Raw genomic sequence first — 24660 nt, forward strand, 5'->3', positions numbered from 1 at the left:
ATGTCGGATTCCCCTGGATTCAATCTTCGCGGGTGGCTCGTACCTCCGGTATTGCTGCCCGCCTTCTTTGTGCTGTTGGTCGTCGCTTCATTGCTGATCCAATGGTAGTCGGTTTCGGCGCGCCGTCGCCGTCGGATCAGGCAAGCACCTCATTGGACCCAGTCCAGTCGTCTTTGGCTTGCGAGCTCAATTCCAAGGCGATCGACGCCCTCGGTAGAGCTCGCGAGATGCCGTCAGGAGACAAGCGCGCGGCGGCCATGCGCAGCGCCGCGATCCTTGGAAACGCCGCCGAAATTCTCGCGTATTTCTCGGCGACGAAGCAACGCAAGCAAAATGACGATGCCGCTGACCGGCAGCAACTCAGGTGATATAGTCGCCAATGCTCGAAATCGATCTCCGTACGGGCCAGCACCCCGGCGGCACAGAATCGTACGAGGACGCTCTGGCGGCAGAGAATGTAAGCTTGCGGCTTCTCCTCGCCCAGGCCGAAATCAATACGAGTGATCTGCTTGCCAGGGCGGGCATCGACGCCAGAGAGCGAGAGACGTCCGACAAGCTGCAGAAATTGGTGCTTGAGGAGCTGCACCACCGCGTCAAGAATACACTTGCGACCGTTTCCGCCATCGTCTCGCAGAGCCTGCGTAGCGTGCAGGGCGCAGACCACGCGCAGCAGGCCATCGAGGGCCGGCTATTGGCACTCGGCCGGGCACACGATCTCCTCTTGCAGACAAGATGGGCCAACGCGGATCTCGGTGCGGTCGTCCGCAGCGCCATCGAAGCTTTCGATGATCGCAATGAGCCGAAGTTCTCGATTTCAGGACCCGATATCCGGATCAATTCGGGTGCGGTGATCGCCGTCGCGATGACGCTCAACGAGCTTTGCACCAACGCCACGAAATATGGCGCCTTTTCGGTCCCAAAGGGGCGTGTCGATCTCCACTGGACGGTCGATCAGCAGACGCAGCGTTTGCACCTGACCTGGACCGAGAAGGATGGTCCGTTGATCCAGCCACCCGCAAAGCGCAGCTTCGGAACGAAATTGATCGAGACGCTTGGCCGTCAACTCCAGGGCAACGTGCAATTGACCTATGCGGAGCGGGGCTTCGCGTACAGGTTCGACGTTCCACAGGTTTCTCTGAGCGTCCCGACGCCGGCATAGTCTGCAAGTGGCAGGTTGGGTACGCGGAGAGTTTCAACGAAGGAGGCCGCATGTTTAAGTTCTTACAGTATCGTGCAAAAGCGGCCGCGTACGGCGAACTGGCCAGGAGTTCGTCCGGCAAGGACGATACCCGCAAATTTGAGAAACTACAGGACAGCCTCGTATCGCGCGCGGACAACGAGCAGGTCCTCGCGGAGAACTACGTGGATGCAGTCAACGCCGGGGAGGCGGAGCGTTCGCGCGGTGCAGCCCTGGTCGCGGAAGAAGAGCATGTCTTGCGGTGTCTCGGCGCGGCCATCATCATGCAATGGAATTCCTTGCCGACGACGCTTCAGCGGGAGATTTTCGACACCGCCGGGTCGGTGGGAACGTTGCTCGAGACAGCGGCGCTCCGCGGGCAGCTCGCCCGGTTTCTTCACAAGCACAAGCATGACGTCGGTCCCCACAAGGTTTGATGGAAGCATCGCGATGCAATCCAGCAACAGTCGGAAAAAACCGGGCCGTCGCCGTTGCACGCACAGGCGAACTCAACCGAACGGTTGATGTCCCGTCTGTGGTCGTGTCCCAGAGTTGCGGCAGCTTGGACCAGTGAAGAGAGCGACAAGATGCCAATCAGTTGTGCGGAACCGGGAGCGGCTGATGGGGACAGCGGGCGCTTCTCGTCAGACCGCATGGGCGGCCACGTTTCTGGCACGATCGCGACCCTGGTCAACCTGGCGGCTCTCGCGGCCATGGCTATGTTCCTCGGAATGTCTCCGGCCGCCGCCCAGTGCTATTCCAATGGAAACTTTTTCGTGGGCACCTGCTCGGCCCAAGGGACTCCCGGCTCCAACGGGATCGCAGTCGGCGATAATACCCGGGCCGACCAGGCCTCCACCGCCTTCGGCGACCACGCAATTGCGCTTTTCAACAGTGCGACCGCGGTGGGCCATGATGCGGTGGCTAACGACCTCAGCGTGTCAGTGGGCACAAATGCCGGTCTATCGACGGTTAACCAGGGCATCACCAGCATCGGTACCAACTCCAATAGCACGGCGGCCGGCGCCGGCAGGTGGAGTACGGCAATTGGCTCGGGTAGCACCGGCAGCGGTCCCAGTTCGCTCGGAAACTACAGCGTCGCGATCGGGGGCGGCGACGGTAGTTTTCTCGGAACGGGCGCAACGTCGGGCGGATTTGGGTCGGTTGCGATCGGCCTCAGCAGTTCCTCGGGGGCTCTTCATCAACAGCCATCGGGAACGCCGCCAACGCCAGCAACGCTAGCTCAACCGCGGTGGGCAATGCTGTGACGGCAAGTGGCGCCAATTCGTTCGCTGCGGGGACCAACTCCAAGGCAACAGGCGAGAGCGGAATCGCGATCGGCAATGACGCGACCGCGGGCACCGGTGCGAACGCCATCGCCATCGGAACTGGTGCAGTCTCGACCGGATCGATCGCAGTCGGCGCAGATTCGGCCGCGGCGTTCGGCAACACAGCCGTGGGCGACGGCGCGAAGGCAAGTGCGGCCGCCGGCAGTTCTGCCTTCGGCAACGGCGCGACCGCGTCCGCGCTCAATGCGACCGCGATCGGTGTGGGAGCCTCGGCTGGTTTTACCAACTCCACCGCGGTCGGCGCCGGCGCAACGGCGACCGCCGCCAACCAAGTCGCAATCGGCACGGCGAGCAACACCTATCGCATGGCCGGCGTCGCGTCGGCGGCGAGTCTGGCGGCGCAGAGCGGGCCTGTCTCGTTCGTCACCACCGATGCGGCCGGCAATCTGGCGACGTCGAGCTTCAACCCGGCGAGCATTACCACGTTGCAGTCGCAGGTGACCTCGTTGCAGTCGCAAGTGATGGACAACCGGCTCGAAGCGCGCAGCGGCACGGCCGTCGCACTTGCGGCCGGTTCGATGCCGGCACTGCAGGCGGGCCGCAAATTCGCGCTCTCGGCCGGCTACGGCAATTTCGAGGGCGCCAACGCCTTTGCGATTGGTGCAACCGCGCTGCTCTATGACGGCAAGAGCTATGCGGTCATCGCCAATGCCGGCGGCGGCATCGGGCTTGAACGCAACGTAGCAGGCGGGCGCGGTGCCGTTTCCATCCAGTGGTAGGAACAACGCGTTCGCCATGACATTGCGTTGGTTGAGTGCGGCCCTCGGCCTGCTGATTCTCGGAGCTGTGACGACCTCGGCGCAGCAGACGCCGCCGCAGCAGGCGGCACCAAAGCCCGCCAACATTGACCGCAACGGCGTGCTGATGCTGATACGGTCGACGCTGCTCGCGCTCGACCAGGCCAACAAGACCGGCAACTATACCGTGCTGCGCGATCTCGGTGCCCCCGGCTTTCAGGTCAACAACGCCGCGCGGCTTGCTGAAATTTTCGCCAAGCAGCGCGGCGACAAGCTCGACCTCTCCGGCGTTACCGTCATCGATCCGCAATTGTCACTGCTGCCGCAGATCGAGCCGAACGGTCTGTTGCATATGGCCGGATTTTTTCCATCGGTGCCGTCGCAGGTGAATTTCGAACTGTTGTTTGCGCCGGTCGAAGGACAATGGCGCGTGTTCGGCGTGTCGCTGTCGGTCGGCCAATCCGCCCCGGTGGCACCTGCCGCGCCCGAGTCTCCTCAAGGGAAGGCGGTGGTCTCGCAGAAGCAGGCTGCGCCGCCGAAACCGGGCGTGCCTTCCAAACAGCCAACGCAATGATCGGAATGCAAGGGTGATGCGGGTGTCTCAAAGAGACGGTCGATCCCGATCCCCACTTCGCGAATCTGATCGCCGGCTTCGAACCGCCTGAGCGCGCCTGATCTGGCAAAAGTGGCCGGCACAGACTACATCTGCGCCATGACTGATGCTTCGCTGGCAAACCACCCGCTCCAGGATTTCGTCGACCGGCACGAGCGTCTGTTCGTGCTGACAGGCGCCGGTTGCAGCACCAATTCGGGCATTCCCGACTATCGCGACAGCCACGGCAACTGGAAGCGAACCCAGCCGGTCAACTTCCAGGCCTTCATGTCGGAAGAACATACGAGGCAACGCTATTGGGCGCGCAGCCTGATCGGTTGGCGGCGGTTCGGCCAGGCCCGGCCGAACGATGCGCATCATGCGCTCGCTCGTCTCGAGGCCAACGGTCGCTGCGAGATGCTGCTGACCCAGAACGTCGACCGGCTGCATCAATCCGCCGGCCACCGGCAGGTGATTGATCTGCACGGCCGGCTCGATCTTGTCCGCTGCATGGGATGCGGCCGCAAGACGCCGCGCAACGAATTTCAGGAGACGCTTGGCAGCGCCAATGCCGAATGGCTGACGCTCGATGCCGCGGATGCGCCGGATGGCGACGCCGATCTGGAGCATGCGGATTTCTCGTCCTTCAATGTGCCGGCCTGCGAGTCCTGCGGCGGCATCCTCAAGCCCGACGTCGTGTTCTTCGGCGAGAACGTGCCGCGCGACATCGTCGCCACCGCGCAGGATCATCTGGCGCAGGCCGATGCCATGCTGATCGTCGGCTCATCGCTGATGGTCTATTCCGGATTCCGCTTCGTGCAGGCTGCCGCGCAGCGGCAGATCCCGATCGCGGCGGTCAATCTCGGGCGCACCCGTGCGGACGATCTTCTGACGCTCAAGGTCGAAGAGCGCTGCGAAGCGGCGCTGGCATTCCTGCTCTGAGCGCGGCGAACTGCACTCCCTCTACCGCATAGGTGCCACGCGCTTCACCATCGGCGCTGTCGCTGGTATGAAAATTGCTGCGGTTTTTGCGCAATTTGACGATCAGCACGGAGAGTTTTGGAATGCTTGAGGGAGCCGAGGTACGGCTTGCCGTCGATATCGGCGGCACGTTCACGGATATCGTGCTGGACATGGGTGAGGTGCGCAAGACGCGCAAGCTGCTGACGACGCCGGCGCGGCCCGAAGAAGCGGTGCTGGATGGGATGCGTCTCATCCTCGCCGATGTGCGCGCCCATATCAGCGACATCGACGTCTTCATTCACGGCACCACGCTCGCGACCAACGCCATCATCGAGCGGCGCGGCGCGAAAACGGCGCTGATTGCGACCGACGGATTCCGCGATGTGCTCGATATCGGTACCGAGAGCCGCTACGACCAATACGACCTCACCATCGACAAGCCGAGGCCGCTGGCGCCGCGCAATCTGCGCTTCACCGTGCCCGAGCGCATCGACGCGCACGGCGCCGTCCGCCTCGCGCTCGACGAAGCCGCGGTGCGCGCACTCGCGCCGAAATTGCATGCGCTGAAGGTCGAGAGCGTCGCGATCGCCTTCCTGCATTCCTACGCCAATCCCGAGCATGAGCGGCGCGCGGCCGCGATCATCAGTGAGGAGATGCCCGGCATCTCCGTGACGGTGTCCTCGGCCGTGTGTCCTGAGATCCGCGAATATGAGCGCACGTCGACCGCAGTCGCCAACGCCTATGTGCAGCCGCTGATCGACGGCTATCTCGCCCGCATGGCCGATGCCTTGCAGGTCGAGCAGTATCGCGGCGCGATCTATCTCGTCACCTCCGGCGGCGGCGTCACCTCGATCGAGACCGCGCGGCGCTTTCCGGTGCGCCTCGTCGAATCCGGTCCGGCTGGCGGCGCCATTTTCGCAGCGCAGATCGCGGCGCGTCTCGGCGAGAGCAAGGTTCTTTCGTTCGACATGGGCGGCACCACGGCCAAGATCTGCCTGATCGAAAAATATCAGCCCGAGACCTCGCGCGTGTTCGAGGTCGATCGCGCGGCGCGCTTCCTGAAAGGCTCCGGCCTGCCGGTCCGCATTCCCGTGATCGAGATGGTCGAGATCGGCGCCGGCGGCGGTTCGATCGCGCATGTCGATGCGATGAAGCGCGTTACCGTCGGCCCCGAGAGTGCTTCGTCCGAGCCGGGTCCTGCCTGCTATGGCCGCGGCGGCCTGCGGCCAGCCGTGACCGATGCTGACGTTGCCCTCGGCATGATCGATCCCGATGACTTTGCGGGTGGTACGATCAAGCTCGACCCGGAGCTTTCAAAACAAGCGCTGCTGCGTGCCGTCGGCGAGCCGCTGGGCCTGTCGGCAGAAACCGCGGCCTATGCCGTGCATGAGGTCGTCTGCGAGAACATGGCGAGTGCCGCGCGCGTGCATGCGGTCGAGCGCGGTGCCGTGGTCGGCCAGCATACGCTGATCGCGTTCGGTGGCGCGGCACCGCTGCATGCGGCGCGTGTTGCCGAGAAGATCGGCGTCTCTCGGGTGATCGTGCCGTCGAATGCCGGTGTCGGCTCGGCCGTGGGATTCCTCGCGGCTCCCATCGCCTATGAGCTGGTGCGCAGCCGTCACGTCCGGCTCGACGATTTCGATACCGATGCCGTCTCCGACCTGCTTCAGGAGATGGCGACCGAGGCCCGTGCGCTGGTCGAGCCCGGTGCCGCCGGTGCACCGGTGCGCGAGCGTCGCGCCGCCTTCATGCGCTATGTCGGCCAGGGCCATGAGATCTCAATCGAGCTGCCGAACCGGCGGCTGACGACGGCTGATCTCGCCGGCCTGCGCCAGCAGTTCGAGGCGGACTACTCCGCGATGTTCGAGCGCGCCATTCCGGGCGCTGCAGTCGAAGTCCTGAGTTGGTCGGTGCTCGCCACGACGGACGCGCGCAATCCGTCTGTCGTCGCGGCCGTCACGCGCAAGCCTGCGGCCAAGGCATCCGGCAGCCGAAAGTTTTTCGACGGCCGCGCGGGCGAGGTGATCGAGATCCCGCTCTATCGCCGCGAGGACATGGCGCCGGGCGCGACCATCGCCGGCCCCGCCGTGATCGCCGAGGACGAGACGTCTACTTTCGTCTCCAACAGTTTTGATGCCCATATCGACGGTGCCGGCAGCATCGTCATGGAACGGAAGGCGGCCTGATCATGAGCAAGGCAAGCGGCGCGAGCCTGATCGACCTCCAGATCATGTGGCACCGGCTGATCGCCGTGGTCGAGGAGCAGGCGCAGGTGCTGTTGCGCACCGCCTTCAGCCCGATTGTGCGCGAATGCGGCGACCTCTCCGCCGGCGTGTTCGACCTCAAGGGCCGGATGCTGGCGCAGGCGGTGACGGGCACGCCCGGCCACGTCAACTCGATGGCGGAATCGGTCAAGCTCTTCATCGCGCATTTTCCGATCGAGACGATGAAGGAGGGCGATGCCTACATCACCAACGATCCCTGGATGGGTACCGGCCATCTCAACGATTTCGTCGTCACCACGCCCTGCTTCAAGGACGGCAAGCCGGTCGCGCTGTTCTCCTGCACCAGCCATCTGATGGACATCGGCGGCATCGGCTTCGGGCCTGATGCCACCGACGTGTTCATGGAGGGGCTCTACATCCCCATGCTGAAGCTGATCGACCAGGGCGTCGTCAACGAGACGCTGATGGCAATGATCCGCACCAACACCCGGCTGCCGATCGACACCGAGGGCGACACCTATTCGCTCGCCGGCTGCAATGACGTCGGCTGCGAGCGCCTGGTCGAGATGATGACCGAGTTCGAGATCGACACGCTCGATACGCTCGGCGATTACATCTGTGACCGCTCGCGCGAGGCGGTGCTGGCCGAGATCGCAAAGCTGCCGAAGGGAAGCTGGCGCAACTCCATGGTCGTCGATGGCTATGATGCGCCGGTGACGCTGGCCGCGACGCTGACGATTTCGGATACGGGCATTCACGTCGACTTCGACGGCACCTCGGCCGCCTCGAAGTTCGGCATCAACGTGCCCTTGTCCTACACCACGGCCTACACCGTGTTCGGCCTCGGCTGTGTCGTTGCTTCGCAGATCCCGAACAATGCCGGCTCGCTGTCGCCGCTGACGGTGTCGGCCCCTTCGGGCGCGATCCTCAATGCGCCGAAGCCGGCGCCGGTGGCGTCGCGTCACATCGTCGGCCAGATGCTGCCCGACGTCGTGTTCGGCTGCCTGCGCCAGATCATTCCGGAGCGTGTGCCGGCGGAAGGCACGTCCTGCCTGTGGAATCTCAACGTGCGCGGCCAGACGCGCTCGGGCGCCGGTGGCAATTACGGGTTCTCGATGGCGGTGACCTCCAATGGCGGCACCGGCGCGCGCTTTGCGAAGGATGGGCTGTCGGCGACCGCCTATCCCAGCGGCGTGCGCGGCACGCCGGTCGAGATCGCGGAAACGCAGACGCCGCTGATCTTCTGGCGTAAGGAGCTGCGTCCGGATTCCGGCGGAGCAGGGCGCACCCGCGGCGGTCTCGGCCAGATCATCGAGGTCGGCAGCGGCGTCGATGCGCCGTTCGACATTTTGGCGGCGTTCGACCGCATCGATCATCCGCCGCGCGGACGCGACGGCGGCCGGAACGGCGAGGCCGGCTATGTCGGCCTGAAGTCCGGAAAGAAGCTGCGCGGCAAAGGCTTTCAACAGGTGCCGCCGGACGACCGTCTGGTGGTGATGACGCCCGGCGGCGCCGGTATCGGCGATCCCAGGGAACGTGACCGCGCGGCTGTCAACGACGACGTGGAGAGTGGGCTGGTGTCTTCAGACAATGCGGCCGCGATGTACGGACGTGCGCGCTGACCAACCGCCAGAATGTCGCCCTGGCTTCGTGAGCCGGGACGACATCTTGACCGTGTAATGGCTTACGCCGCCGCCTTCTTCCGCGCCTGCTCGGCCTTGTACAGCTCGAACTCTTCTGCGATCGCCTTGGCCACCGAGGGCCGTTGGCGCAGCCGCTCGTAATAGGCCTTCAGATTCGGCCATTTCGCGAGCTCGATCGGCGGTGTTGCCATGGTCCAGTTGATGACCGTGACGAGATAGGCATCGGCAACGCTGAAATGGTCGAGCAGGAAGTCGCGGCCCTTGAGATAGTTGTCGAGATAGTCGAGCCGCGACAGGTTCTTCTCCAGCACGTAGGCCTTGACCTCCTGCGGCGCCTTGCGGTCGAGCACGGGCACGAACAGGCCCTTGTGCAGCTCGGTGCCGATGAAGCAGAGCCATTGATGTAAGCGCGTGCGATCGATGCCCGCTGCCGCGCCGAGCCCGGATTGCGGAAAGCGGTCGGCGACATATTGCAGGATCGCCGCATTCTCGGTCAGCACCACGCCCTCGTCGGTGCGCAGCGTCGGCACCAGGCCGATCGGGTTGACGGCGCGGAAGTCAGAGCCGTCGTTGAGCACTTTCTTGGTCGGCGGATCGACTTCGAGATAATTCGCCTCGGCACCGGCTTCATACAGCGCGACGCGCGTCGCCATCGAACAGGCGAGCGGTGAGAAATAAAGATCCATGTTTGGCCTCCTTGGGCAATTCCTCTGGGTGTCCTGAGTGTCGCTCAACCTGGCCAGATTGATTTTTGTACCATCTTGCATAGTATGCGGGTGGTCAAGGATTAATTTGCGAAATGGTACAAAAATTGAAACCGCCAGCTGCTGCCAACCAGCCGAAGCGCCGCGGCCGTCCGCGCGCCTATGAGCCCGACGTCGCACTCGGCAAGGCGCTCGATCTGTTTCGCAAGCAGGGTTTTGCCGCGACCTCGCTCGACGATCTCAGCGAAGCCACCGGCATGAACCGGCCGAGCCTCTATGGCGCCTTCGGCGACAAGCGCGAGCTCTACATCAAGAGCTATCAGCGCTACCGCGAAGATGCGCGCGCCTCGATGGTTGCAATCTTCCGCGAGGAGATGCCGGTGCGCGAGCGGCTCGCGCGCATCTATGCTTGCGCGCTGAACATCTACCTCTCCGGCGAAACCGGCCCGCGCGGCTGCTTCACGGTCGTCACCGCGGCGTCCGAAGCGGTCGGCGATCCCGACATTCGTGCGATGGTGCTCGAAGGTCTCTCAGAGCTCGACAAGGCTTTTGCCAGCTGCTTCCGCCGCGCCAAGGAGAAGGGCGAGCTGCCGGAGAGCGCCGATCCCGCAGTGCTGGCGCAACTCGCCTCCGCCACCATCCACACCATCGCGATCCGCTCCCGCGCGCGTGTGCCGCGCAAGGAGCTGGAGGCGATCGTGAAGGGGGCGATCGATGTGATGGTGGGGGCGAAGGGTAACCCCGCTGTCGTCCCGGCGAAGGCCGGGATCCATAACCACAGGGAGTAGTTTGGCGAAGATTCTCAGTTAAGCGTTCGGCTTGACTTGCACCGCGCGCCATCGATGGATCACGCGGTATGGGCCTGCGCCGGGACGACACCGAGAATGAGGCGCTAGCCTCGCTACCTATGCCGCGCGAATATGCGCGAGGAAACGGTCCACCTCATCGCGCAGCCGCTGCGACTGCTTGGACAGCTCGACCGCAGAACCCAGCACTTCTTCCGCCGCCGTGCCCGTAGCCGCAATGCCCGCGGTGACGCCGGAGATGTTTTGCGAGACTTCGCCCGTACGCGCGGCCGCCTGCTGGACGTTCTGCGCGATCTCCTGCGTGGCCGTGCCCTGCTGGCCGACGGCCGCCGCGATCGCGGCCGAGATTTCGTCGACTTGCTGGATCGTTGCGCAGATCGACTGGATGCCTTCGACTGCGCCGGTCGTCTCGCCTTGCACCGCCGTCACCTGCGCGCCGATTTCCTCCGTCGCCTTCGCGGTCTGCGTCGCCAGCGCCTTCACCTCTGAGGCCACCACAGCAAAGCCGCGGCCGGCCTCGCCGGCGCGGGCCGCCTCGATCGTCGCATTCAGCGCCAGCAGATTGGTCTGCCCCGCGATGCCGTTGATGAAGGAGACGACGTCGCCGATTTTTTGCGCTGCGTCGGCCAGGCTCTGCACGCGTGCATTCGACTGCCGCCCGTCGCTCGCGGCCTTGCCCACCACCTCGGTCGCATGCGCGAGCCTTCGGCTGATCTCGGTCATCGAGGACGACAGCTCCTCGGCCGCGGCTGCCACCGTCTGCACGTTTTCCGAAGCCAGCGCCGAGGCCGATGACACTGTGCGCGTCTGCTGCCGCGACTGCTCGACGATGGCTGACATCGAGCGCGCGGTGTGCTCCATCTCGACTGCGGCGGACGACACCGTGGTGACGACGTCGCGGATGCTCGCTTCGAAATTGTCGGCGAGTGCCGCAAAGGCGCGCCGCTTCTCCGCTTCGGACTGCGCCTTGGCCTCCAGCTGCTCGGCCTGGAGCTTGCTGAAGTTTTGCGCATTGTCGCGGAACACCGCGACCGCCTTCACCATCGCGCCGACCTCGTCATTCGCTTGGCTCACGGGAACGGCGACGTCGAGGTTGCCGTCCGCGAGTTCGCGCATGACGGATGTAAGGGACAAGATCGGGCGCGAGATGCTGCGAGCGATGAGATAGCCGACGATTGCCGCCATGATCAGCCCGAGCGCGGCGATCCCGATCGAAAGCCACCAGGCGCGGTCGGCGGACGCCTCATAGTCGGCATTGTCCATCACCAGCTCGACCGCGCCGAGCGGCTTGCCGGAAAAGTCCTTGATCGGCCCGAGCAGCGCGGCGACCGGCGCGCCGTCGAGCCTGGCCTGCTTCACCGTGAAGCTGCCCTCGGCGGCGCGGCCGTAATCGGCCTCATCGAAGAAGCTCTTGCCCTTCAGCGTGCCGCCGAACAGCTTGAAGCCACTGCCGTCGAAAAGCTGGAAGGCAATGTCGACATGACGGCTGGCCTTGAAGTCGTCGAGGAAGGGCTGGCCGAAGGTCAGGCCGAACTCGACGCTGCCGAGATGCTTGTCGCCTTGCGCGATCGGCGCCACACCGCGGATACCGAGCCCGGCCAACCCGCCTTCGAGGCCGACCACGACCTTGCGCTCCTGGTTGGCGACCACGACGGTCTTGCGAAAGCTCGAGAGGTCGTCGCCGAATTTCGCCGCCTGGTGCACGCGCAAGAAGGACGTCGCCGGCGGGATGTGGAACTGGAACTGGTCGACACCGTACTCCGACTTGGTGGCGGCAAACACGGGCCCGAACAGGCGCATCAGCGCCTCGCGATCCTGCTTCGCCATCGCCTCCTGCGCCGCCGGCATGGCCGCGACCACGGCGCTCATTGCGGCGGCGCGGCGGGATTCCTCGGCGATGCGTGATTGCAGGGCGTCGTAATGGCTGCGCAGCTCGCGCTGGTCGGCGCGGTCGATGATCCCCGCGATGATCCACATCGCGCCCAGCACGGCAATCAGCGCGGTCGCGGCCGCCGTCACCGCCAGCGCAACCGTGATTCGCATCCTGAGGCCGAGCGTCGCGCGCATCTCCGACTCGTTCTTTGAGCGTTGGTTAACAACGCCTATCAACTTCTCGCTAAGAGAGGGTGAACGGGGCGGGATCTGGGGGGTGATTGGCGGTTGTGCGGCTCGAACTATTGGCCAAAACAAAGGTGTCGTCCCGGCGAAGGCCGGGACCCATACCGCGGAATTTATCGATGGTGATCGCTCGCAGTACCGAACTGCGATCCTCCGCCAAACTACACCCTGTGGTTATGGGTCCCGGCCTTCGCCGGGACGACACGGAGTGTGTAGAGCTAGCGAGGTCTAATACCCCCGCGTCCGGTCCACCACGTTGTCCAGCGTGCCGCCCGCCTCGAACCGGGCGATCTGCTCGGCCACATAAGCCGAGATCGCATCCGCGTCGGTGTCGGCGGCGTTGTGCGGGGTCAGCAGCACCTTGGGATGGGTCCAGAACCGGCTGTCCTTTGGCTGCGGCTCCTGCACGAAGACGTCGAGCGAGACGGCGCCGAGCGTGCCGTCGTCGAGGCAGGCCAGGATATCGGCCTCGTTCTGGAGGCCGCCGCGGCCGGCATTGATCAGCACGGGCGCGCCGAACGGGCCCTTGCGGTTGAGCTTTGTGAAGACGCCGCGGTTGAGGATGCCGTGCGTGTCCGGCGTCAGCGGCAACAGGCTGACGAGGATGTCGGTCGCGCGGAGGAAGGCGTCCATCCCGGCGGCGCCATGGAAGCATTCGACGCCGTCGATCGTGCGCGGGCTGCGGCTCCAGCCAACGACGCGGAAGCCGAGGCGACGCAGCACATCGGCCGCATCCGCGCCGAGCGTTCCAAGCCCCATCATGCCGACCGTGACTGCACTCGCCGGCCACTGATATGTCGGCTCCCAGCGCTTCTCGCGCTGCGACTGCCGCAGATAGAATTCCTGGCGGTGGTGCATCAAGACGTGCAGCACGACATATTCGGTCATGCGGTTGGTCAGATCGGGCACGGCGACGCGCACCAGCGGTACGTCGGGCAGGCTGTTGTCCGCCATCAGCGCATCGACGCCAGCGCCGAGATTGAAGATCGCGCGCAGGTTCGGGAATACCTTGAGGTCACCGGGCACCGGCTTCCACACCGCGGCATAGTGCACCTCCGTCGGATCGAGCCCGGCATTGGGGAGCAGTACCACGCGGCGGCCGCCGCAGACCGCGTCGAACCGGGCCTTCCAGCGCTCCGGCAGCCAGTTCTGCTGCGTGCTGTTGATCAGGACGGCCAGTGTGCCTTTGCTCATTCGAAGTGCCTCGTCGGGTTCCGCTATTGGAGGCCCTCCTTGGCACGATCTGCCGGATTTTTCTTGCAATTTTTTTCCGCAGTCCTGTCGGGGCGGGGCATATTGGATCGTCTTCAAAACAAGAGGTCAGGGAAGGTGCTGCCCATGCTTTATGCGATCCTTTGCTATCACGATGAGGACTTCGTCGGCTCCTGGAGCAAGGACCAGGACGAGGCCGTGATGAAGAAGCTCGCCGTGGTGCAGGAGAAGCTCACACAGCAGGGCCGGCTCGGCCCGGTGGCGCGGCTGTTGCCGACCACGGCGGCGGCGACGCTGCGCAAGGAAGACCCGCCGCTGGTGCTCGACGGCCCCTATGCTGAGACCAAGGAGCAGTTGCTCGGCTTCTACATCGTGGACTGCAAGAATCTCGACGAAGCCCTCGACGTCGCGCGCGACCTCGGCGCGGCCAATCCCGGCGGTGCCTATGAGGTGCGCCCGGTGGGCGTGTTCAGGCCCGGAGGGAATCTGACGTGAGCGAAGCCGATACCGGCTGGATCGAGACCGCGCTGACTTCGGCGCGACCTCAGGCGGTCGGCGCGCTGCTTCGCTATTTCCGCGATCTCGATACCGCCGAGGAGGCGTTCCAGAACGCGTCCTTGCGTGCGCTCAAAACCTGGCCGCAGAACGGGCCGCCGCGCGATCCCGCGGCGTGGCTGATCATGGTCGGCCGCAACGTCGCCATCGACGAGGTGCGCCGCACCCGCAAGCAGCAGCCGCTGCCGGAGGACGACCAGGCGATCTCCGATCTCGACGATGCCGAGGGCGCGCTCGCCGAGCGGCTCGACGGCTCGCACTATCGCGACGACATTTTGCGGCTGATGTTCATCTGCTGCCATCCGCAATTGCCGGCGACACAGCAGATCGCACTCGCCCTGCGCATCGTCTCCGGCCTGACGGTGAAGCAGATCGCGCGTGCCTTCCTGGTCTCGGACGCGGCAATGGAGCAGCGCATCACCCGCGCCAAGGCGAAGGTCGCGGACGCCGGTGTGCCGTTCGAGACGCCCGGCGCGGTCGAGCGTTCCGAGCGGCTCGCCGGCGTCGCCGCGATGATCTATTTGATCTTCAACGAGGGCTATTCGGCCAGCGGCGACACCGCCGAGTTGCGCAAGCCGTTGTGCGAGGAGGCGATCCGGCTGGCGCGGCTGTTGCTGCGGCTGTTCCAGAGCGAGCCCGAGATCATGGGGCTGGCAGCGCTGCTGCTGTTGCAGCATGCGCGCAGCGCGGCGCGCTTCGCCGAGGACGGCTCGCTCATCCTGCTGGATGACCAGAACCGCTCGCTGTGGAACGGCAACATGATCGCGGAGGGTCTGGCGCTGATCGACAAGGCGATGCGTCATCACCGCAGCGGGCCTTACCAGATCCAGGCTGCGATCGCCGCGCTGCATGCGCGCGCGGCGACGCCGGCAGAAACCGACTGGGCGCAGATCGATCTGCTCTATGGCGCACTCGAACTGGTGCAGCCTTCGCCGGTGGTGACGCTCAATCGCGCGGTCGCGGTGTCCAAGGTGCGCGGGCCGCAAGCCGCGCTCGACCTGATCGAGCCGCTGGCGCCAAAACTTGCCAACTACTTTCATTTCTACGGCGTGCGCGGCGCCTTCCTGATGCAGCTCGGCCGCAACGACGAAGCCCGGGTCGCCTTCGACCGTGCCATCGCGCTCGCCAATACCTCGGCGGAAGCGGCCCACATCCGCATGCACATTGATCGCCTGATCCGCGACAGCCAGCCGAAGGCGACGAATGGCGGCGCGAAGCAGGGCGCCAAGGCGAAATAGAGCTCCACACCATCCCCGCCGCATGGCCCGACGACGAAATTATTCATCCTGAATTGTCGGCTCCCGTCCTTCCGCTTCGTCCTAGGCCCATATCCAGGGAGCCATCATGCTGAAAGCCATTGCCATCATCGCTATCGTGCTCGCGGTCGGGATCGCGGGTATCCTGGCCTTCGCCCTCACCAAGCCCGACACCTTCCGCGTCGAGCGCTCGCTCGCGGTGAAAGCGCCGGCCGATGCGATCTATCCTGTGGTTGCCGATTTCCACTTCTGGACCAGTTGGTCGCCCTATGAGGGCCGCGACCCCGCCATGAAGCGAACTTTTGGCGGAACCGCGCAAGGCAAGGGCGCGACCTATGCCTGGGACGGCAACAACAATGTCGGCGCCGGCCATATGGAGATCCTCGAGGCGAGCACGCCGTCGAAGCTGCGCATCAAGCTCGATTTCGAGCGGCCGTTCGAAGGTCACAACACCGCCGAGTTCACCTTTGTGCCGCAAGGCGATGCCACACTGGTCACATGGGCGATGTATGGTCCGGCTCCGTTCATGTCCAAGCTGATGCAGGTCTTCATGAACATGGACAGCATGATCGGCAAGGATTTTGAGGCCGGCCTTACCAGCCTGAAGAAGCTCACCGAGAAGTAACGAGCCTCACTGCCCCAAGGAAACAAGAAGGAGAGAAACGATGCTCAATCCCTATCTGTTCTATCAGGACACTTGCGAAGCGGCGTTCAACTTCTACGCCAAGGTTCTCGGCGGCAAGATCGAGATGATGCTGCGTGCCTCCGAGGGGCCGCCGGACATGCAGCCCTCGCCAGGCCGCGAGAAGATGATCATGCATGCGCGGATGTCGCTGCCCGGCGGCAGCGTGCTGATGGCCTCTGACGCGCCGCCCGATCACTTCAACAAGCCGCAGGGCTTCTCGATCTCGCTGACGGTTGCGGACCCTGCGGAGGGCGAACGCAAGTTCAACGCGCTCGCCGACGGCGGCACTGTCAACATGCCCTTCGGCAAGACCTTCTGGGCCAAGGGCTTTGGCATGTGCGTCGACAAGTTCGGCATTCCCTGGATGGTGAACTGCCCGGCAGAAGGAATGTAACAGCGGGTCTAAAGTGTTGAGTCGCGACGCCCTCTCGCCTCATTTCGGAGAGAGCGCGTCGCGAAACACCGTGATCACGTCGCCACTGCACGCGTTGATGGAACCGCTTCGTCGGTGATTGAATGCGGGCTTGCTGTATACAACGGCGCAACTATGCCTTGTGGAGCAGATCGCGTCGCACAACAATTGGCGAAATATTAGGCTGTAAAATTTGCCACAGAATCGCTAATTGTATTTCACAAAAGCTACAAACTAGGGTGGACGTGACTTGGAAGGGAGCGACCGATGGCGGCGGCGCTACAAATCAATTTTGCTCTTTGGGGAATGCTCATCTGCGCGAGCATGAAGCTCGCGCCGGTGATCCAAACCCTCTTCTCTTAGAAGAATAGCCAACTCGTGACGGTGACGGCTCCCTGGCCGAGCACGTAGAGCCAGCCGACAGTTGCGACTGCGCTCGCGACCAGGAACGTCAGGGTGAAGGCCTGTTCGCTCGCTCTCCGGAAGAGCGACGATTGGACTTGTGAATCAGCGTGTCCGTCGGTGCTGATGATGGTCATGAATACCTCCGCGGACATCGGTGTCGCTTGATGCAAGGGTATGCCAGTCTACCTTGGCTTTAGTGTGACGCGCTTCACAGATGCCGTGGCATTTTTTCGGCGCAGCGTCTTATTTGTTAGCTGATCAGCATTGCAATCAGCATGAAGCTCACGCTCATCACGATGACCATGGGAACAACATAGGCGTGCTGTCGTGATGACCGCAGCGGGAGCTTTTGCGATTGCAGCGGCTCACTCTCCTCATAGACAGGTTCCCAGGGCTCGTACGCAGGTTCTAACGGATCGTCAGCAGGTTCTAACGGCGCGAGCGGAACCTCCGTGCAGGATTTGCCATATTTCACATAGAGCTCGAGCAGCCGAAGCTCGGACGGCAGATCGATCAGGCCCTCGCGGTCGCGCCGGGACAGCACTTCGAATTCGAGAGTCTCTTCGGAACTGAGCGAGCCGAGAACGATGCGCCCCTGATCCGACAGGCGGTAGCGAAAATCGATGGGCTGCATGGCGTGCGACCCGTTTTGATAATGATTGATCTCAAAAAAGCAGGACCATCATAGATGGTCGGGAAGAGTTGGAAACCGCGTAAATTGGGCGGGGCTTGCGAAGCAGATAAGCGGATTTGTCGACTGCGAGCGGCACTTTGCCCAATCTTCGGACAAAGGCCGCGTCCATTCAGGTCTGGACGTGCGGCGGACGGTGGCGCGTCCCGCGAATCGCTGCATCATCGGCAACGGGGATAGATCGCTGCGAGTTCCCGCCCTTTGAGCAGCAGCAACCGCGTGGTCAGGCCGCCGCGGCGGCTGATCCAGTCGCGCACCGGGCCGGGATAGGCTTGCAGCACGGCTTCGGATGCCTCGGGTTCGGCATAGAAACGTCCGCGCCGATCGACCGAACGCGCGGCATGAAATCCGAGCACGGCGCGCCTGGTGACGCAGATGCGCTCGCCCGGCACGATGCTCAGCACCAGCGTGCAGGCGGACAGGCAGGGACCGTCGATCACCACGCGCTCGCCGCTCTCGCGCACCTTCTCGAACAGATCGAGGAACGGTCCGACCTGGCCACCGGGGCTCTGGATGATGCGGATCTCGGCGGAAGCGGGTGCGGAGGCGAGCAGGGCCGCTGCGAGGGCCCAGACAAAAGCAACGCGTTGCATCGGACTCTCCGCACATTCGACGTCGTAGGGTGGGCAAAGCGTAGCGTGCCCACCAATGGGACCGCAAATCGGGAGAATGTGGTGGGCACGGCGCTTCGCGCCTTTGCCCACCCTACAAATCCTGTGCCTACCCGTTCCGCCGTTGCCCGCGCAGCGTCGGCAGACCGATACCCGCCGCATCGAAGCCGCCATCGACGGCCAAAATTTGACCGGTGATGTAGCTCGCGCTTCCTGAGCACAGGAAGTAGATCGCTTCGGCGAGTTCCTCTTCGAGGCCGTAGCGGTTCAGCGGGATGGCGTCGTGATAATCGGCGCGGATCTCCGGCGTGTGCACTTGCTTCGCCATGGCGGTGTCGACCGGCCCCGGCGCCACCGCGTTGACGCGGATGTTGAGAGAGGCAAGCTCGACCGCCAGCTGCTTGGTGAGATGCGCTAAGCCCGCCTTGCTGGTGCCGTAGGCCGAGCGGAGCGTCGAGGCCCGCACGGCCGAGATCGAGGTGATGTTGACGATGGCGCCGCCATTGCCATCGCGCATCAACGGCACCGCCGCCCTGGTGCAGAGGAACGGACCCGTGAGGTTGACCTCGAGCACGCGGCGCCAGTCGGCCTCCGATGTCTCCATCAGCGGCGCGAACACGGCAATGCCGGCATTGTTGACCAGCGCATCGAGCCGGCCGAACCGCCGCTCGATCGCCGCCATCGCCGCGCCGACCGCGGTGCTGTCCGAGACGTCGCAGGTCAGCGCCAGCGTCGCATCATCCTGGCCGATCTCGGCGCGCGCGCGGCCGAGCAGCTCGCCCTCGATGTCGAGCAGCGCCACGCGCCAGCCTTCGGCCAGGAATTTTTTCGCGGTCGCAAGCCCGATGCCGCGAGCGGCACCGGTGACGAGGGCGACTTTTTGCGTGGCCTGCGGCATTTGCTAATCTGTCCTGTGTGCGAAAGGTCGGTCGCGCGCGAGCGCCGGCCCCTTTTACTTCGCTTTCGTCCCGGCAAGAAAGGGCCTCTGGCCATGCCCATCGATCCCAGTGCGATCCCGCTCGAGGAATGGCGGCCGGGTGTGACGGCCCGGATGCTGACATCCGCGCGCAACGGCGCCACCGCGCTCTGCATCTTCGAGCAATGGGTCGCGCCCGGCGCCGGGGCGCCGACGCACAGTCATCCGGTCGAGGAGGTGCTGACCGTGCGCGCGGGCGAGGCCGAGATGTGGATCGAGGCCGAGCGCATCACAGTGACGGCCGGCCAGTCCCTGCTGGTTCCCGCCGGCCGCAAGCACGGTTTTCGTAATTCGGGCACGACCACGCTGCACGTCCATGCCGTGCTGGCCTCGCCGGTCTTTGAGGCGTTGCCGGAGGGAGCGAGTGAGGCGACGCGGCGATGGGAGCGGTAGGGACGGGCAGCAATATCGAGAACCGTCACCCTGAGGTGCGAGTTCTGCGGCGCAAAGCGACGCGGGGCGAGCCTCGAAGGGCGACGGCCCGGCTGCATCTCGGCCGATTCATCCTTCGAGGCCCACACTGCTTTGCAGTGTGAGCGCCTCAGGATGACGGGGATAGTCGTCGTTCGTGAGTCTAGGAGAGCTCCGCCGAAGCCCGCTGCATGTTGGCGGACATGTCCGCCGTCACGATGCTCTGTTCCTCGACCGCGGCGGCGGTGGAGGCGATGAACTCGTTGACGCCGGCGATTGCTGCCTTGATCGCGGTGAGTGAGCCGACGACGTCACCGGCGACGGTGTTGAGCGCGTTGATTTCCGACGAGATCGTGTCGGTCGCATGCTTGGCCTGACTGGCGAGGTTCTTCACCTCGGAGGCGACCACCGCAAAGCCGCGGCCGGCTTCGCCCGCGCGCGCCGATTCGATCGTGGCGTTCAGCGCCAGGAGGTTGATCTGTCCGGTGATGCCCGCGATCATCTCGACGATGCCGCTCATGGCCTGTGCGGCCGCATTCAGTTTCTGCGCCTGGCCGTCGGCGGCCTCGACCCTGGAGGTCGCGACCTTGGAGTTCTCGCGCGACTTCGCCATGGTCTCGGAGATCTCGCGGATTGACGCGCTCATCTCCTCACTGCCGGCCGCGACCGCCTCGATCAGCCCGCGCGCGTTCTCGGCCTTCTTGCGTCCGATCGCCTGCGCGGTGATGTCGGTGGCATATTTCACCACCTTGTAGGGCTTGCCGTTGAGGTCGAGGATCGGGTTGTAGGAGGCCTGGATCCAGATCTCGCGGCCGCCCTTGGCGATCCGCTTGTATTCGGCGGCCTGGTATTCGCCGCGATTGAGGGTGTCCCAGAACTGCCGGTAGGCGGGCGAATTCTTCTCGCTCGGCTCGACGAACGTGCTGTGGTGCTGGCCCTTGATCTCGGCCAACGTATAGCCCATCGCGTTCAGGAAATTTGGGTTGGCGATGCGGATCGTGCCGTCCATGTTGAACTCGATCACGGCCTGCGACTTCTGGATCGCGGCGAGCTGGCCGTCATTGTCGGCCGCCTTCAGCTTCTGCGCGGTGACGTCGGTCGCGAACTTCACCACCTTGAACGGCTTGCCGACCTCGTCGAGGATCGGGTTGTAGGTCGCCAGAATCCAGATTTCCCTGGCTCCCTTGCCGAGCCGCTTGTATTCGGCGGCCTCGAACTCGCCGCGGTTGAGCCGCGCCCAGAATTCTGCATAGGCTGCGCTGGCGCGGTCCTCCGGGGTCACGAACATGCTGTGGTGCTTGCCCTTGATCTCGTCGAGCGAATAGCCCATCGCCTTCAGGAAATTCTCGTTGGCGGTGACGATGGTGCCGTCCATGTTGAATTCGATCACGGCCTGCGCGCGGCTGATCGCAGCGATCTTGCCGGAATCCTCCATGTTGCTGATCTTCTGCGCGGTGATGTCGGTGGCGAACTTGATGACACCGGCGACCTTGCCGCTCCCGTCGCGCAGGGGATTGTAGGACGCCTGGATCCAGATCTCCTTGCCGCCCTTGCCGTAGCGCTTGTATTGCGCGGCCTGATATTCGCCGCGGTTGAGGCGCGCCCAGAAGTCGCGATAGCCGGCGCTCTGGCGCTCTTCGGCAGCGACGAACATGCTGTGATGCTTGCCCCGGATCTCATCGAGCGAATAGCCGATCGCTGCGAGGAAGTTCGCATTGGCATCGACGATGGTGCCGTCGAGATTGAATTCGATCACCGCCTGCGAGCGATCGATCGCCGCGACTTCCGCGAGCGCGTGTTGGATCTTTGTCTTGCTGCTGAAATTGAACACGTGGAGCCCCGCGCAGTATGACCGAGAGAATCGAGAGCGAAACGGAGAATCGTTCCGTCTCGCGCCTTCCTGAAAAAAATTGCATAGGCTCGTTGAGCAACTGTAAACCCTTGCACGAAGGCGCGTATTTTCCGCGGCGCAACGTGCCGCGGCCGATGTTGTTCAATTCAAAAGCCTTCTGGCCCCATAAGCATGGCGGCAGTCACAGGGAGACACCGATGCGCTCCGTAATTCTACGGCCGGCGTTTCGAAATATTTTCGTGTTCCACGACTGATCACTGCGACAAATTGTCGGCGCGATCATGCATGCATCGTCTTCCACTGGAGTGATGTGCAGGGAAACACGCGATGTCCGATGACCACGAGTGCGTTATTCGAAACCTCTTCGCCGCCTATCTCGCCAACGACCGGCAGCAGGTCAGCGACGCGCTGGCCGACGAGTTCCGCTTCACCAGCCCGTTCGACGACGACCTCGACAAGGCGACCTATTTCGAACGCTGCTGGAGGGACACCGGCTGGATCGCGCGCCACGACATCGAGCGCATCTTTGTCGCCGGTGACGAGGCCTTCGTGACCTATCGTTGCCTGGCAAGAGATGGCAGGAGCTTTCGCAACACCGAGTTATTCACCTTCACCGCCGGCAAGGTTCGCCGCATCGAGGTCTATTTCGGCGCCGCCTTCCAGGACGGCCAGTTCGTGCCGCAGCCGCGCTAGCGGCCGGCGCAATAACCTCCAGAATAATTTTCATGCCCATGTCGGTTCTGTAAAAGGCCGTTCGTCTTATAGGCGAGCAAAGATCCAGACCTTCATAGCAACAAGAGACTCCCATGCGATTCATGATGCTGATGATCCCGCTCGGTTACGAGACCGCGCCGGCGGATGTGCAACTCGACCCCGAACGCGTCGCCGCGATGATGCGCTACAACGAGGCGCTGAAGGACGCCGGCGTGCTGATCACGCTGGACGGTCTGCATCCGCCGTCAACGGGCGCGCGCGTTTCGTTCGCGACCGGTGCGCCTGTTGTGACCGACGGCCCTTTCGCTGAATCCAAGGAAGTCCTGGGCGGCTATTGGATGATCGAGGTCGCCTCGCGTGCGGAGGCGATCGCCTGGGCCAAGAAGTGCCCGGGTTCGCCCAATGAATTGATCGAGATCCGCCAGGTGCAGGAAATGGCCGACTTTTCGCCGGAGGTGCAGGCGGCTGCCGCCGGCTTTGGTGACCTGAAGAAGAAATAGCAAACGCGGCCGCGGCCTCGCGGCTTTCGTCAATCCGTCAACACAGGGAGAGAACCGATGAGCACCGACACCTATCTCGCCGTTTTCCTCGGCAGCAAGACGAGCCCGAAGATGGCCGCGTGGAATGCGATGTCCGAGGCCGAGCGCAAGGCCAAGGAACTGGAGGGCATCGCCGCCTGGAAGGCCTGGGTCGAGAAGCACCAAAGCGCGCTCCAGGCCATGGGCGGCCCGCTCGGCAAGACCAAGAAGGTCGACGGGAACGGCGTCACCGACATCGCCAATGAGATGGGCGCCTTCACCGTGGTCCGCGCCGCGTCCCACGAGGCCGCCGCGAAGATGTTCGAGAACCACCCGCACTTCGCGATCTTCCCCGGCGAACGCGTCGAGATCATGCCGGTGCTGCCGATCCCGGGCGGCTAGGGCTTCAGCCGCCGCTCCGGCCTGCGGGAAATACGGATTCATCAAATCCGCCCCGTGCTAGTGACCTTCACGCCCGGCTCATGTAAAAGCCGTTCACATGAGCTGGCGCAAGGAAGAGCGCCGCGCCGAGCGCGGCTATCACCACGGCAATCTGAAGGAAGCCCTGTTGCAGGCCGCCCTCGGGCTGATCGCCGAGAAGGGCGCGGCCGGCTTTACCTTTGCCGATGCCGCGCGCATGGCCGGCGTCAGCGCGGCGGCGCCGTATCGGCATTTTCGCGATCGCGACGAGCTGCTGTCCTCGATCGCGCAGCGCGGTTTCGAGCAGTTCGAGGCGCGGCTGACCGCGGCCTGGGACGATGGGCGCCCCGACACCGTCACGGCGTTCGAGCGCGTCGGCCGGGCCTATCTCGCCTTCGCCCGCGAGGAGCCCGCTTTCTATAACGCGATGTTCGAGTCGGGCCTCCCGGTCGATGCCAATCCCGCGCTCCAGGCCGCCAGCGAACGCGCCTTCAACATCATTCGCGCAGCCGCCGAGCGGCTTGCGGCGCTCGCTCCGCCCGGCGCGCCGCGGCCGCCGGCGATGATGATGGCGCTGCACATCTGGTCGATGGCACATGGCGTGGCCTCGCTGTTCTCGCGCGGCGATGCTGCGCGGCGAAAGCTGCCGATGTCACCGGATGAGCTGCTCGAAGCCGAGGTGCTGATCTATCTGCGCGGGCTCGGCTTCCCGACCGATCGCCGGCCGCCGGCGAAAAGTGCCGAGCCGCCGCCGGTGCCGCCGGAGGCTCCCTCCGGTTCCGGCGTGCCTCCCGGTGGCCCCTGGGGCAAACCGAAATAAAATTGCGCAAATAATTCCGCGACCCTGTCAGGCGGTCGGCTTGACAAAATCGCGGGATGGTCTAGCTATGTAAATGTTATTTACATTCACAACGGCGCTGATGCCGTCATGGAGAGGGAAATGGCCTACACCGCTGATGTCAATCGCTGGCGCGGCCCTTCGGACCAAAACTACGAGCGCCCCCACATGCTCGATACGCCGTGGCATCCCGGCTGGATCGCCGTGACCATCCTCGGCTTCATCATCTGGTGGCCGATCGGACTTGCCCTTCTCTTTTTCACACTCGGGAGCAGAAAAATGGGTTGCTGGAGTCACCAGGATCGCTGGCAGAACAAGATGGAGCGGATGCAGTACAAGATGGACCGCATGCGCGGCCGCATGGAGCGCCGCGGCTTCGGCTTTGGCTTCGGCCCGCCGACCTCCGGCAACCGCGCCTTCGACGAGTACCGCACTGAGACGTTGCAGCGGCTCGAGGAGGAGCAGGTCGAGTTCAAGAACTTCCTCGACCGTCTGCGTCACGCCAAGGACAAGGAAGAGTTCGACCAGTTCATGGCACAGCACAAGACGCGTCCGACCCCGCCGCCGACCGACCAGCCGCAAAGCTGATCTGGACACCTCTCAAAGCCTTCAGGTACATGCCCCCAAAGCCCTGATGGCCCCGAGCCGCCCGCTTGCGCACCCCGCAAGCGGGCGGTTCGGTTTTTGGAGCTCGTCTTTCTTATTCGCTCCACGCAAACGACAGATCGTCATGCCCGGGCTTGGACCTGTGCCGGTGGCCGACTGGCGCCTTGATGGGGACCGCCTATAT

Annotated in this window: 28 protein-coding genes; 20 read left to right on the top strand and 8 right to left on the bottom strand. The window is 64.1% G+C overall.

The annotated features are described in order from the left end of the window. Window positions 1-32: 32 nt before the first annotated feature. The 9 genes from UP06_RS11485 to UP06_RS11525 all read left to right on the top strand — a co-directional run bounded on the left by UP06_RS11485 (window position 33) and on the right by UP06_RS11525 (window position 8665). Window positions 33-368 carry a hypothetical protein gene (locus UP06_RS11485; protein ID WP_156162914.1) on the top strand — a complete coding sequence of 112 codons (336 nt, stop codon included), beginning with the start codon at window positions 33-35 and terminating at the stop codon, window positions 366-368. 11 nt (window positions 369-379) lie between these two features. Further along, entirely contained in the window at window positions 380-1159 is a 780-nt protein-coding gene (locus UP06_RS11490) for a sensor histidine kinase (RefSeq protein ID WP_045002685.1), read from the top strand. A 50-nt stretch (window positions 1160-1209) separates the two neighbouring features. Further along, window positions 1210-1614, top strand: coding sequence for a hypothetical protein (locus tag UP06_RS11495; protein WP_045002686.1), 405 nt, complete (start codon window positions 1210-1212; stop codon window positions 1612-1614). 216 nt (window positions 1615-1830) lie between these two features. Then, window positions 1831-2445, top strand: coding sequence for a hypothetical protein (locus UP06_RS11500; RefSeq protein ID WP_045002687.1), 615 nt, complete (start codon window positions 1831-1833; stop codon window positions 2443-2445). Continuing rightward, window positions 2442-3245, top strand: a complete 804-nt coding sequence (locus UP06_RS11505) for a YadA-like family protein (RefSeq protein ID WP_156162915.1) — start codon at window positions 2442-2444, stop codon at window positions 3243-3245. The genes UP06_RS11500 and UP06_RS11505 overlap by 4 nt, the downstream gene beginning before the upstream one ends. 16 nt (window positions 3246-3261) lie before the next feature. Then, window positions 3262-3837: a hypothetical protein gene (locus UP06_RS11510; protein ID WP_045002689.1), complete on the top strand. Its 576-nt coding sequence runs from the start codon at window positions 3262-3264 to the stop codon at window positions 3835-3837. 138 nt (window positions 3838-3975) lie between these two features. Beyond that, window positions 3976-4797, top strand: coding sequence for an NAD-dependent protein deacetylase (locus UP06_RS11515; protein ID WP_045002690.1), 822 nt, complete (start codon window positions 3976-3978; stop codon window positions 4795-4797). Between the two features lie 122 nt (window positions 4798-4919). After that, window positions 4920-7004 carry a hydantoinase/oxoprolinase family protein gene (locus UP06_RS11520; protein WP_045002691.1) on the top strand — a complete coding sequence of 695 codons (2085 nt, stop codon included), beginning with the start codon at window positions 4920-4922 and terminating at the stop codon, window positions 7002-7004. Between the two features lie 2 nt (window positions 7005-7006). Further along, window positions 7007-8665, top strand: a complete 1659-nt coding sequence (locus UP06_RS11525; RefSeq protein WP_045002692.1) for a hydantoinase B/oxoprolinase family protein — start codon at window positions 7007-7009, stop codon at window positions 8663-8665. Between the two features lie 62 nt (window positions 8666-8727). Here UP06_RS11525 and UP06_RS11530 read toward each other — a convergent pair whose 3' ends face one another. Beyond that, complete coding sequence (locus UP06_RS11530) at window positions 8728-9372, bottom strand: glutathione binding-like protein (RefSeq protein WP_045002693.1); 645 nt, start codon at window positions 9370-9372, stop codon at window positions 8728-8730. 113 nt (window positions 9373-9485) lie between these two features. On the opposite strand from UP06_RS11530, the gene UP06_RS11535 reads away from it, so the two are divergent. Then, window positions 9486-10178 carry a TetR/AcrR family transcriptional regulator gene (locus UP06_RS11535; RefSeq protein ID WP_045002694.1) on the top strand — a complete coding sequence of 231 codons (693 nt, stop codon included), beginning with the start codon at window positions 9486-9488 and terminating at the stop codon, window positions 10176-10178. 117 nt (window positions 10179-10295) lie between these two features. On the opposite strand, the gene UP06_RS11540 is transcribed toward UP06_RS11535, so the two are convergent. Both UP06_RS11540 and UP06_RS11545 read right to left on the bottom strand, forming a co-directional pair. Next, entirely contained in the window at window positions 10296-12263 is a 1968-nt protein-coding gene (locus tag UP06_RS11540; protein ID WP_045002695.1) for a methyl-accepting chemotaxis protein, read from the bottom strand. Window positions 12264-12542: 279 nt separating this feature from the next. Then, window positions 12543-13508: a 2-hydroxyacid dehydrogenase gene (locus UP06_RS11545; RefSeq protein WP_045002696.1), complete on the bottom strand. Its 966-nt coding sequence runs from the start codon at window positions 13506-13508 to the stop codon at window positions 12543-12545. Between the two features lie 144 nt (window positions 13509-13652). Here UP06_RS11545 and UP06_RS11550 point away from each other — a divergent pair, with 144 nt between their 5' ends. From UP06_RS11550 to UP06_RS11565, 4 genes are all read left to right on the top strand, one after another. Then, a complete protein-coding gene (locus tag UP06_RS11550) occupies window positions 13653-14021 on the top strand; it encodes a YciI family protein (protein WP_045002697.1) in 369 nt (122 codons plus the stop codon). Next, window positions 14018-15319 (top strand): RNA polymerase sigma factor, encoded by a 1302-nt coding sequence (locus tag UP06_RS11555; protein WP_045002698.1) that lies wholly within the window; start codon window positions 14018-14020, stop codon window positions 15317-15319. The genes UP06_RS11550 and UP06_RS11555 overlap by 4 nt, the downstream gene beginning before the upstream one ends. Window positions 15320-15425: 106 nt before the next feature. Next, window positions 15426-15962 carry an SRPBCC family protein gene (locus tag UP06_RS11560; RefSeq protein ID WP_045002699.1) on the top strand — a complete coding sequence of 179 codons (537 nt, stop codon included), beginning with the start codon at window positions 15426-15428 and terminating at the stop codon, window positions 15960-15962. Window positions 15963-16002: 40 nt separating this feature from the next. Further along, window positions 16003-16416, top strand: a complete 414-nt coding sequence (locus UP06_RS11565) for a VOC family protein (protein WP_045002700.1) — start codon at window positions 16003-16005, stop codon at window positions 16414-16416. 377 nt (window positions 16417-16793) lie between these two features. Here the strand turns inward: UP06_RS11565 and UP06_RS11570 are convergent, their stop codons facing one another. From UP06_RS11570 to UP06_RS11585, 4 genes are all read right to left on the bottom strand, one after another. Next, window positions 16794-16973 (bottom strand): hypothetical protein, encoded by a 180-nt coding sequence (locus UP06_RS11570; RefSeq protein WP_156162916.1) that lies wholly within the window; start codon window positions 16971-16973, stop codon window positions 16794-16796. 116 nt (window positions 16974-17089) lie between these two features. Then, window positions 17090-17473, bottom strand: a complete 384-nt coding sequence (locus UP06_RS11575; protein WP_045002702.1) for a hypothetical protein — start codon at window positions 17471-17473, stop codon at window positions 17090-17092. Between the two features lie 218 nt (window positions 17474-17691). Beyond that, window positions 17692-18123 carry a hypothetical protein gene (locus tag UP06_RS11580; protein WP_045002703.1) on the bottom strand — a complete coding sequence of 144 codons (432 nt, stop codon included), beginning with the start codon at window positions 18121-18123 and terminating at the stop codon, window positions 17692-17694. 127 nt (window positions 18124-18250) lie between these two features. After that, entirely contained in the window at window positions 18251-19039 is a 789-nt protein-coding gene (locus UP06_RS11585) for an SDR family NAD(P)-dependent oxidoreductase (RefSeq protein ID WP_045002704.1), read from the bottom strand. A 93-nt stretch (window positions 19040-19132) separates the two neighbouring features. Between UP06_RS11585 and UP06_RS11590 the strand changes: the two genes are divergently transcribed. Next, complete coding sequence (locus UP06_RS11590; RefSeq protein WP_045002705.1) at window positions 19133-19510, top strand: cupin domain-containing protein; 378 nt, start codon at window positions 19133-19135, stop codon at window positions 19508-19510. Between the two features lie 181 nt (window positions 19511-19691). On the opposite strand, the gene UP06_RS11595 is transcribed toward UP06_RS11590, so the two are convergent. Next, window positions 19692-21359 carry a methyl-accepting chemotaxis protein gene (locus tag UP06_RS11595; protein ID WP_045002706.1) on the bottom strand — a complete coding sequence of 556 codons (1668 nt, stop codon included), beginning with the start codon at window positions 21357-21359 and terminating at the stop codon, window positions 19692-19694. Window positions 21360-21707: 348 nt separating this feature from the next. Between UP06_RS11595 and UP06_RS11600 the strand changes: the two genes are divergently transcribed. The 5 genes from UP06_RS11600 (at window position 21708) to UP06_RS11620 (ending at window position 24458) form a co-directional block, all read left to right on the top strand. Continuing rightward, entirely contained in the window at window positions 21708-22073 is a 366-nt protein-coding gene (locus UP06_RS11600) for a nuclear transport factor 2 family protein (RefSeq protein ID WP_045002707.1), read from the top strand. Between the two features lie 113 nt (window positions 22074-22186). Beyond that, complete coding sequence (locus tag UP06_RS11605) at window positions 22187-22594, top strand: YciI family protein (protein WP_045002708.1); 408 nt, start codon at window positions 22187-22189, stop codon at window positions 22592-22594. Window positions 22595-22651: 57 nt separating this feature from the next. Then, window positions 22652-23014, top strand: coding sequence for a YciI family protein (locus UP06_RS11610; RefSeq protein WP_045002709.1), 363 nt, complete (start codon window positions 22652-22654; stop codon window positions 23012-23014). Between the two features lie 97 nt (window positions 23015-23111). Continuing rightward, window positions 23112-23852 (top strand): TetR/AcrR family transcriptional regulator, encoded by a 741-nt coding sequence (locus UP06_RS11615; protein ID WP_045002710.1) that lies wholly within the window; start codon window positions 23112-23114, stop codon window positions 23850-23852. Between the two features lie 120 nt (window positions 23853-23972). Next, entirely contained in the window at window positions 23973-24458 is a 486-nt protein-coding gene (locus tag UP06_RS11620) for a DUF2852 domain-containing protein (RefSeq protein WP_045002711.1), read from the top strand. Window positions 24459-24660: the final 202 nt, after the last annotated feature.

Source organism: Bradyrhizobium sp. LTSP857 (assembly GCF_000938285.1).
In the GTDB taxonomy this organism is placed as follows: Bacteria; Pseudomonadota; Alphaproteobacteria; order Rhizobiales; family Xanthobacteraceae; genus Bradyrhizobium.

What these genes read in the sequence shown, in the direction of transcription:
- UP06_RS11615 (WP_045002710.1), top strand. Translation starts at nt 23,112, where the DNA reads ATGAGCTGGCGCAAGGAAGAGCGCCGCGCCGAGCGCGGCTATCACCAC.
- UP06_RS11530 (WP_045002693.1), bottom strand. Translation starts at nt 9,372, where the DNA reads ATGGATCTTTATTTCTCACCGCTCGCCTGTTCGATGGCGACGCGCGTC.
- UP06_RS11515 (WP_045002690.1), top strand. Translation starts at nt 3,976, where the DNA reads ATGACTGATGCTTCGCTGGCAAACCACCCGCTCCAGGATTTCGTCGAC.
- UP06_RS11500 (WP_045002687.1), top strand. Translation starts at nt 1,831, where the DNA reads ATGGGCGGCCACGTTTCTGGCACGATCGCGACCCTGGTCAACCTGGCG.
- UP06_RS11605 (WP_045002708.1), top strand. Translation starts at nt 22,187, where the DNA reads ATGCGATTCATGATGCTGATGATCCCGCTCGGTTACGAGACCGCGCCG.
- UP06_RS11590 (WP_045002705.1), top strand. Translation starts at nt 19,133, where the DNA reads ATGCCCATCGATCCCAGTGCGATCCCGCTCGAGGAATGGCGGCCGGGT.
- UP06_RS11510 (WP_045002689.1), top strand. Translation starts at nt 3,262, where the DNA reads ATGACATTGCGTTGGTTGAGTGCGGCCCTCGGCCTGCTGATTCTCGGA.
- UP06_RS11610 (WP_045002709.1), top strand. Translation starts at nt 22,652, where the DNA reads ATGAGCACCGACACCTATCTCGCCGTTTTCCTCGGCAGCAAGACGAGC.
- UP06_RS11570 (WP_156162916.1), bottom strand. Translation starts at nt 16,973, where the DNA reads ATGACCATCATCAGCACCGACGGACACGCTGATTCACAAGTCCAATCG.
- UP06_RS11540 (WP_045002695.1), bottom strand. Translation starts at nt 12,263, where the DNA reads ATGCGCGCGACGCTCGGCCTCAGGATGCGAATCACGGTTGCGCTGGCG.
- UP06_RS11560 (WP_045002699.1), top strand. Translation starts at nt 15,426, where the DNA reads ATGCTGAAAGCCATTGCCATCATCGCTATCGTGCTCGCGGTCGGGATC.
- UP06_RS11490 (WP_045002685.1), top strand. Translation starts at nt 380, where the DNA reads ATGCTCGAAATCGATCTCCGTACGGGCCAGCACCCCGGCGGCACAGAA.
- UP06_RS11575 (WP_045002702.1), bottom strand. Translation starts at nt 17,473, where the DNA reads ATGCAGCCCATCGATTTTCGCTACCGCCTGTCGGATCAGGGGCGCATC.
- UP06_RS11525 (WP_045002692.1), top strand. Translation starts at nt 7,007, where the DNA reads ATGAGCAAGGCAAGCGGCGCGAGCCTGATCGACCTCCAGATCATGTGG.
- UP06_RS11535 (WP_045002694.1), top strand. Translation starts at nt 9,486, where the DNA reads ATGGTACAAAAATTGAAACCGCCAGCTGCTGCCAACCAGCCGAAGCGC.
- UP06_RS11620 (WP_045002711.1), top strand. Translation starts at nt 23,973, where the DNA reads ATGGCCTACACCGCTGATGTCAATCGCTGGCGCGGCCCTTCGGACCAA.
- UP06_RS11600 (WP_045002707.1), top strand. Translation starts at nt 21,708, where the DNA reads ATGTCCGATGACCACGAGTGCGTTATTCGAAACCTCTTCGCCGCCTAT.
- UP06_RS11580 (WP_045002703.1), bottom strand. Translation starts at nt 18,123, where the DNA reads ATGCAACGCGTTGCTTTTGTCTGGGCCCTCGCAGCGGCCCTGCTCGCC.
- UP06_RS11495 (WP_045002686.1), top strand. Translation starts at nt 1,210, where the DNA reads ATGTTTAAGTTCTTACAGTATCGTGCAAAAGCGGCCGCGTACGGCGAA.
- UP06_RS11585 (WP_045002704.1), bottom strand. Translation starts at nt 19,039, where the DNA reads ATGCCGCAGGCCACGCAAAAAGTCGCCCTCGTCACCGGTGCCGCTCGC.
- UP06_RS11550 (WP_045002697.1), top strand. Translation starts at nt 13,653, where the DNA reads ATGCTTTATGCGATCCTTTGCTATCACGATGAGGACTTCGTCGGCTCC.
- UP06_RS11565 (WP_045002700.1), top strand. Translation starts at nt 16,003, where the DNA reads ATGCTCAATCCCTATCTGTTCTATCAGGACACTTGCGAAGCGGCGTTC.
- UP06_RS11520 (WP_045002691.1), top strand. Translation starts at nt 4,920, where the DNA reads ATGCTTGAGGGAGCCGAGGTACGGCTTGCCGTCGATATCGGCGGCACG.
- UP06_RS11545 (WP_045002696.1), bottom strand. Translation starts at nt 13,508, where the DNA reads ATGAGCAAAGGCACACTGGCCGTCCTGATCAACAGCACGCAGCAGAAC.